Raw genomic sequence first — 7,419 nt, forward strand, 5'->3', positions numbered from 1 at the left:
CGCCTGCACAGCGAGATCGGCCAGCTCGCTGCGCCATGAGGCGCGGGAGAGCGACTGCACCAGCGTGCCATTCGCGAGGATGCCAGGCTGGAGAAGATTCGGGTCCGTGGCACGATCAAAGATGGGCATCTGCCGCGAGCCGTTCCAGCCAAAGGCCTCCAGCACATCCACCGTTGTTTGCGCGTGAGGCAGGGCCAGGCTGGGGCGGTCGCGTTCGTTGTTCAGACTGGCGAACATCCATGCACGATGCGGCACGCCGAGTGTCTGCCTGCGCTCCAGCGCGTGACGGCCATCGTGGACGAAGGTGATCTCCTCGGAGTCGATGGCCTTTCCAGCGGCGAAGTGCAGCGAATCCACGATCTCTTCCGCTGTGAGCCGCCGCCGCCCCGGCGCGCTGAAAAAGCGCTCGTTGGCTGGCAGCGCGGCGAGGTTGTCAGACGTGGGTTCGCGCTGATAAGCGGAGGATGTCACGATGAGCCGCAGCAGATGCCGTAGATCGTAATCGTGTGCGACAAAATCAGCGGCCAGCCAGTCGAGCAGCTCAGGGTGGCTGGCATCGCGGCCTTCCCAGTCGTGGGCAGGCTCGACAAAGCCTGCGCCCATGAGCCGCTTCCAGATGCGGTTCACAAAGACACGCGCAAAGCGCCGGTTGTCCGGCGCGGTGACGAGCGCGGCAAAACGCTCCCGGGTGTCCTTCGGATCGTCCATCAGGCGGTCGATGCGGCTCCCATCAGCCGTGCCCGTGGCGGCAGCAAAGGGCCACTCGGGCGTGACAGGTTCGTCGGGCTTGAGCGTGACTTTGATGAGAGACTCGCGGCCCTTCTTCTCGAAGAAACCGGCGGGCACCCGGCTCGTGGCGGGCACCGTCACCGTCTTGCGCGAGAGCATCGCCGCGAGCGAATAAAGATCGCGCTGCGTGGTGCTGTGGTAGGGCGAATCATGGCAGCGCGCGCACTGCAGCTCGATGCCCAGAAACGCGGCCGCGATGATGTAACCCTTCGCGGCAAAGGGCGCGTCATTTTCCCCCGCGAGGCCAAAACCCGCGCTGCCACCGCGTCCGACATCGCCGCGCATCATCATCAACTCGGTGACCATGCGGTCGAGGCTCCTGCCATCGCGCAACGCATCGAGCAGGAACCAGCGAAACGGCCCGGTGCTGTTGAGTGAGGAGTTGATGAGCGTCGGATTCTCCGCCAGCACATCGAGCCAGCCGGCCATCTGATGCTCCGCGCCACGTGCATCTGAGAGCAGACGCTCAATCAGGCGCGTACGTTTGTCGGGCGCGGAGTCAGCGAGAAATGCACGCGCTTCTGCCGCCGTGGACGGCAGGCCGATCAGATCGAGGCTGATGCGGCGGAGAAAGGCCTCGTCGCTGGTGAGCGCTGACTTGACGAGCTTCTCGGGCGCGACCGGCGTGGCAGGCCAGACAGCTCCCTCACGAATCCACGTCTCCAGCTTCGCGATCTGCGCCTTGCCCAGCGGGTCGCCCGATGGCGGCATGACGAGCGAATCGTCCTCCGCGCGCAGGCGCACGATCATCTCGCTGGCCTCCGGTTTGCCCGGCACGATCGAGGGAATCTCCGAATCGCCTCCGTGCAATGCCGCTGCTCGCGAGGTCAGCTTCAGCCCGCCTTTGTCCTTTTCGCCGTGGCAGCGGAAGCACTTCTCCTGGAGGATGGGCAGGATGTCTTTTTGAAAAGCGCCCGAGTCGCCGGACGCAGCGGCGTTTGATGCAACGGCGGCGGCGATCTTCGCATCGATGAAGGCATCAATGGGGTGACCGCCCTTGGGGGGAGCAGGCGCGGGATTTTGCGCCACCCACTCGCGGGCGAGGTCGTGGCGTTTTTGCCAGAATGCATCGCGCGAGCGTGCGGCAGTCCGCCGATGAGTGTCATCCAGATCAGACAGGGCTTTCTCCATTTGCGCCAGCACAGGCTCCACCGCTGCATCGGTCAATGCCAGGCCGGGCCTGCTGCCAGCTCGGAGAATGGAAAACGACTTCCCGTCCTCCGTCTCGATGGCCACGCACAGCTCGCCGGTTTCAGTGCGCTGGTTTTTGCCACCGACCACCACTTCCAAGACAATGCGCCCTTTGCCTCCGCGAAGCTGCGCCGTGCCAAACACCTCCTGATGATGATAGTCTTTCACGCGCAGACCAGGCAGCGGTGGCGTCGCCAGCGGCGTGACGTCATCGTGTCCGTTTGGCGTGCTACCATCGGCTGGTTTCGTCTCGGCGATCATCACGCCATCCACCCACAGCCGGGCCAGCGCACGAGCGCGCAGCAGAAACCGCCGCGATCCCTCTGGCAACGCCACATCCGCCGCCATCCGCAGCAGCAACGGCGATTTCCACTCCGAGCGGATGCCCCAGTCATCGTAGCGCAGCGGCACACGCGGCAGCAGGAACGCATCGCTCATCCAACGGTCCGTCTCCGCCGGCAGCTCCGCCTTGGCGGGCCAGCGGTTAAAGGCGGGGAGCCCCTCGCTGAACTGCACGAGCACCTTTCCATCGGTGATAGGTCCCAGCTTCGGCATCTCCGGTTTCTCAGGCAGCACCACCATGGGGCCGCCTGTGCGCCGGCAATGTTTTGCGATCTCCGAATCGCCCAGAGCGCGGCGATGGATGACCAGATCATCCAGAAAGCCCTGAAGGCTGTTCCCCGCACTGCCGCCCAGCGATGAGCCGATCCAGACATCGTCATCATCCACCACGGGCGCCTTCGTGGTGGCTCCGTCCACGCTCCAGACTCCATCAGTCACCACGCCGTCGATCCATCCGCGCATCGTTTCCGGCCTGCCAAACTCGTACGCCACTGCCACATGATGCCAGCCCGTTTTGATCTGAAAGGACGCCGCCGAGTTCCAGAGGTGCCAGGTGTTTCCACCACCGGGCGCAGGAGCACTGGCAAAAAGAAAACTCAGGTGCGCCAGCCCCTCGCTCCCGCCGATGACCCGCAGCGACCAGTTCTGATTGTTGCGCGCGAAATGCGGCGAGTTGGTGCGTCCCTTGCCGACCAGATACACCGGCTGTCCAGGGCTGATCTTGTCCACCTTCACCCATGTCTCCAGCGTGATGGCATCGCCATTCGTGAAATCGAACGGACTCTGCGCTCCCGTATCCTTGATCTCGTAACGCGAGCCTTTCCCCTGCAACTGAATGGCCGTGTTGTCCGCCTCAAAGTCCGGAAACTCCGGCGGACGCGGTCCCGCCTGATCCCGCACCACCCCGCCCACCGCAATCAACGGAGCCGACTCCTCCTGGCCAAAGTCCAGCTGCAGCACCGGCCTGCCATCATTCGCGTGCAGACTCATGCCTGAAGCTTGCAACAGGGCGGATAACACAATCAGGGCTCTCGGATTCATGCTTTCTTTTCGCGAAGAGGTTGAATGACGTTGCGGTAGCTCTCACGCAGGAGCGTGATGTCCGTCTCGATGGCTAGGTGGGTGAAGCCGAGCGCTTGCAGCTCCGAAAAATCATCCGTCTGGCGGCAGAGCAGACCACAGGCCTTGCCAGCCTCCCGGGCAGCAGACGCCACCTCCCGCAGGCAGGCGGCAAACTCGAGACGGGCGCGCTCCGGGTAGGACTGAAGCTGGAGTTTCAAATCCATCGGCCCGATGAAGAGCACATCCACACCGTCCACGGCGGCAATGGCCCGCGCGTTTTCCACGCCTTCGATGGTCTCGATCTGCGCATAGAAAACAGGCTGCGGCATGTCGCGATGGAGGCCGTAGTCATAGGCTCTCACCATGCCAGCCAGGCCGCGGTCGCCATGTGGTGGATAGCGCACGGCACGCACACAGGCGGCCGCCTTCTCAGCAGTGGACACCATCGGCACCATGATGCCGGCCGCGCCCCAGTCCAGCGAACGCGCGATGAGTTCAGGATGCGGCGCGCCGACCCTGACGATGGCGGCGGCATGGCGAATCACCTGGATTTGTGAAAGCACCGCCGCCTCCGTGCCGCAACCGTGCTCAAGGTCGATGAGCAACCAGTCGAAGCCGCTCAGGTCAGCGAGCTCGGCAACAATGGGAGAGCCGGTCTGCAACCAGGTGCCGAGTTGGAGGTCAGAGCTGCGTGCTTCAGTTTGCATGAGGAGTCGGGGAGATGTTGAAGAAGAATGCTGGTTTTTGAAACCGTGCCTGCCAGAGTTTGAGGCCCTTGCTTCTGTCGAGCACGTGAATTCTCGCGAGGTCTACTTTTCCATCACGAGCCGTCCATCTTTCAGGATCGCCGGAGCAGCCGATGCCGTCCAGAGGCCATTCTCCTTTTTGATGTTTCTAGCCACCATCAGCCGGGCTTCACCACCGGGGCCTTTCGGCAGGGCAAATGCGCCGACAGAGATGTCCACTTCGTGGTGCGTGACGAGTTTGAAGTCGGGGGCGCACTGGTAGGTCCGCTCTTTGCTGTAGGTGCCCAGCCAGAAGAATCCGTGTGCAAAGGTGATGGTCTGAATGCCATACGTCGTTTGACCGGGAACCTTGATCTTTTCGACGGCGACGAAGTCAGGCGTGAACTTATGGACCCAGTTAAAAGGCTGCGCGCTGTCCTTCGGCTTCCCCTCTCCCACGTAGAAGAAGCCGTCCGCATAGGTGATACCGTCGATTCCACCCTCGAAGGGAAAGTTGATGGTAAACTCCCCCACTGGTCGCAGGTCGTCACACGAATAGACGTTGATAAACACGCCGCGCCTTTCCTTCGTCCGGTTCTGGGTCGCCACATAGACTTTGCCGTCGTGAACACAGCAATCGCCATGATGCGGATCGACAGCCCGCTCGGCAACGACGCGCCCGGCAAAATCCGTCTTCACAAGATTCGTGAACATCGACCAGTAGATGAACGAGCCATCGGCATCGAATCCCTGAAGATGCCCGCTTGCCTCGGCCTGGCAGGTGATGGGTGGCGCCGCGAAGGTGGGGAGAGCACCGCTCAAAAGCGCGAGGAGAGCATAAAGGAAGGACTTCATTCTTGTGATTTTTCAATCAGACACGTTCTGTTCATTCGCAGATCAACGCACACCGACGCGGCGTTCGTAAGCTGGGTTTCATGGTGCGGCATGCACGCTTTGCAGCAGTTCCAGGGCTTTTGCGGTGATCTTGACGGACGCCTCGCGCTCGACGCGATTGGTGCCGAGCCAGGTTTCGTAGCCGCCGAGGTCGTGCTGACGCGGCGTGGGAAGATAGCCGTTGCTGCCTGATGCGAGCTCGATGGTGAACGTGTCTTTGAAGGGGCTCTTCGCTTTGATTTCGAGGCCGGTTTCAGTGAAGACCTCGAAGGGAATGGACGTGATGCCGAGATCGCCGATGCGAAAGGCCTGAAGGTAAGCCTGGATCGTGTCGGGCTTGGCTTTCTTCACTGCCATCACGCGTTCGGCGTAGGGCTGTTCGAGGCGGTGCACGGGCGTGGCGTCTTTCGGCTTGGCGAGCACAGCTTCGGCCCACTTGACCATCTCCGGAGTCGGGCGGCGCACGGCGAGCTCCAAATCGCTGGCGGCGGCTTGCAGCGGCACCCAGTCTTGATGCTTGAGTGTCTGGCGAACACGCAGCACCTCCCGCGCAAGGTCGCCGGCGACGGCTTTGATCTTCTCATAAGGCTTGTAATTCACAGCGGGAGTCTTGCCGCTGTAGTCGTTGCTATTCACGTCACCGCAGGGACCATTGGCGAGGATGCCGACGCACGGCGCACCGAGGGACTGCTCGATGCTGCGGCAGAACTCGCCAAAATAATCTGCCGACAAATCCTCGCGTGGCACGCCGCCGACATAGTGCAGCCAGTAGTTTGCCAGCAGCGCGATCTGGCGGCCATCAGTGGCCTGCAAGGAGAGGCAATAGACCTCGGGGTTCGTCGGGCCGGCGGGGCCTTCCAGGCGCGGAATGAGCATGCCGCTCGGATTCATCACAGCGCGGTCTTGTCCGCCAAACGGATTGGGATTGGTGACGCCTTCCTTCAGAATCCAGCGGCGGTTGCCGACCCACTGCGGCAGTTTGCCCGTGCCCCAGGCGATGCGGGCCGGCTCCAGGTTGTTCAGCGCGCGCTTCACGCCATCCACCACGCGGGAGATGACGAGGCTGCGGTAGTCGAACCCCGCATCTTTGTTGGTGATGACCGACACGCTGGAGTGCGTATGGGTGGAGGAGAACATCATGTGAGATGCCGGGATCCCCGTATCAGCCTCCAGCTTCTTCCGGGCTTCGTCCCAGACATCACGTGCGAAATGAAGATTGTCCGCCACGGCAAAGACAAGCTTTGCCTTGCCATCATCAAGCGCCAGACAGCGCACATGCAGCTCGTCGTGCACCTGCTTTGAGATGGGCTGAGGAGCAAAGTTGCCCACGATCGTCATGCCGATCGGTGGCGTGATGTTGCTGGTGGCCGCGCCGGCTTTGAAGACTTTGTCCTGCGCCGTGGTGATGATGGGCAGAAGGGCAAGACAGATGAGGAGCGTGTTTTTCATGGTTGAGTCAATGCGGTTATGGCTTGTCGGTGACCAGCCCGGCCTTTTCGTCGGGGCGGGCGATGACGACGCGGGCCTGGTTGGCCTTGGTTTTGCCATCGTCGTCTTTGATGGCCGTGTTTTGGGCCAGGAGGAAGCGGCCGCCGCTGATCGGTGCGATGCCGACGGAGGCGTTGAAATCCCATTTGCCGGTGAACTGAAATTTTTCATCCGCCCGCAGCAGCACCGAGGGCTTGCCATAGCAGCCAAACCACCACGCGCCATTGGCATAGGCCACCGTCTGGATGCCCATGAGCGTGTAGCCGCTGGCGAGCACGTGGCGTTTCTGAAAGTGGAAATTTTCGTCGTATTCGTAGAGGTAGTTTTCGTTCACTCCGGGCGGCAGCCCGCCGATGACGATGAATTTTCCGTTGTGATGCTCCATGCCGCCCGCGCCGTGCACCAGTTCCGGCAGGCGATGCTTCGCAAGCTCGGCGAGGGTGTCGGCATCATAGACATAAACCCACGAGTCCGCGGCACCCGCTGGCTGGTTGAACTTTCCGAGATTCGTCGCCACATAGACGCGGCTGCCGTGGTAGCAGAGATCTCCGTGATGGCTGGCCACAGGCACTTTCTTGAGCACATGGCCGTTGGCGTCGGTCTTCACCAGCGCATCGGTCCAGCACCAGTAGATGCTGCCCCTGCCATCCGTGCAGATGCCCTGGAGATGGCGCGGATAGGCGCCCTCGCAGGCCGTGGCATGAAAGTCATCAGCAGCACGAAGGCCGTGCAGGCCGAAAAGAACGGAAACGAAAAGGAGAAGCCTCATGTGCAGGGTCATCGGGTGGCGGCGTCGAAGCGCGGTGGATTGGGCTTCAAATACGGCCTCAAGGCTTCAAAGCGGAAATCAATCTCCGCGATCTCGTCGGCCGTGAGCGCCAGCTCGGCAAAGATGGGTTTGTCCGGGATGCCGCGCCCAGGGCCGTAC

Annotated in this window: 5 protein-coding genes; all 5 read right to left on the bottom strand. The window is 62.1% G+C overall.

What is annotated here, in order from left to right; genetic code table 11:
• The coding region (locus WAW39_RS21575; protein ID WP_422321232.1) for a DUF1553 domain-containing protein at positions 1 to 3,312 on the bottom strand (3,312 nt) is incomplete at its 3' end.
• Positions 3,313 to 3,359: 47 nt separating this feature from the next.
• Complete coding sequence (locus tag WAW39_RS21580) at positions 3,360 to 4,091, bottom strand: HpcH/HpaI aldolase family protein (protein WP_422321233.1); 732 nt, start codon at positions 4,089 to 4,091, stop codon at positions 3,360 to 3,362.
• A 102-nt stretch (positions 4,092 to 4,193) separates the two neighbouring features.
• Positions 4,194 to 4,964 carry a hypothetical protein gene (locus tag WAW39_RS21585; protein ID WP_422321234.1) on the bottom strand — a complete coding sequence of 257 codons (771 nt, stop codon included), beginning with the start codon at positions 4,962 to 4,964 and terminating at the stop codon, positions 4,194 to 4,196.
• A gap of 78 nt (positions 4,965 to 5,042) precedes the next feature.
• On the bottom strand, positions 5,043 to 6,452 hold the full coding sequence (locus WAW39_RS21590) for a hypothetical protein (protein ID WP_422321235.1): 1,410 nt from the start codon (positions 6,450 to 6,452) through the stop codon (positions 5,043 to 5,045).
• A gap of 16 nt (positions 6,453 to 6,468) precedes the next feature.
• Positions 6,469 to 7,260 (bottom strand): hypothetical protein, encoded by a 792-nt coding sequence (locus WAW39_RS21595; RefSeq protein WP_422321236.1) that lies wholly within the window; start codon positions 7,258 to 7,260, stop codon positions 6,469 to 6,471.
• Positions 7,261 to 7,419: the final 159 nt, after the last annotated feature.

The organism is Prosthecobacter sp. (assembly GCF_049294395.1).
In the GTDB taxonomy this organism is placed as follows: Bacteria; Verrucomicrobiota; Verrucomicrobiia; order Verrucomicrobiales; family Verrucomicrobiaceae; genus Prosthecobacter.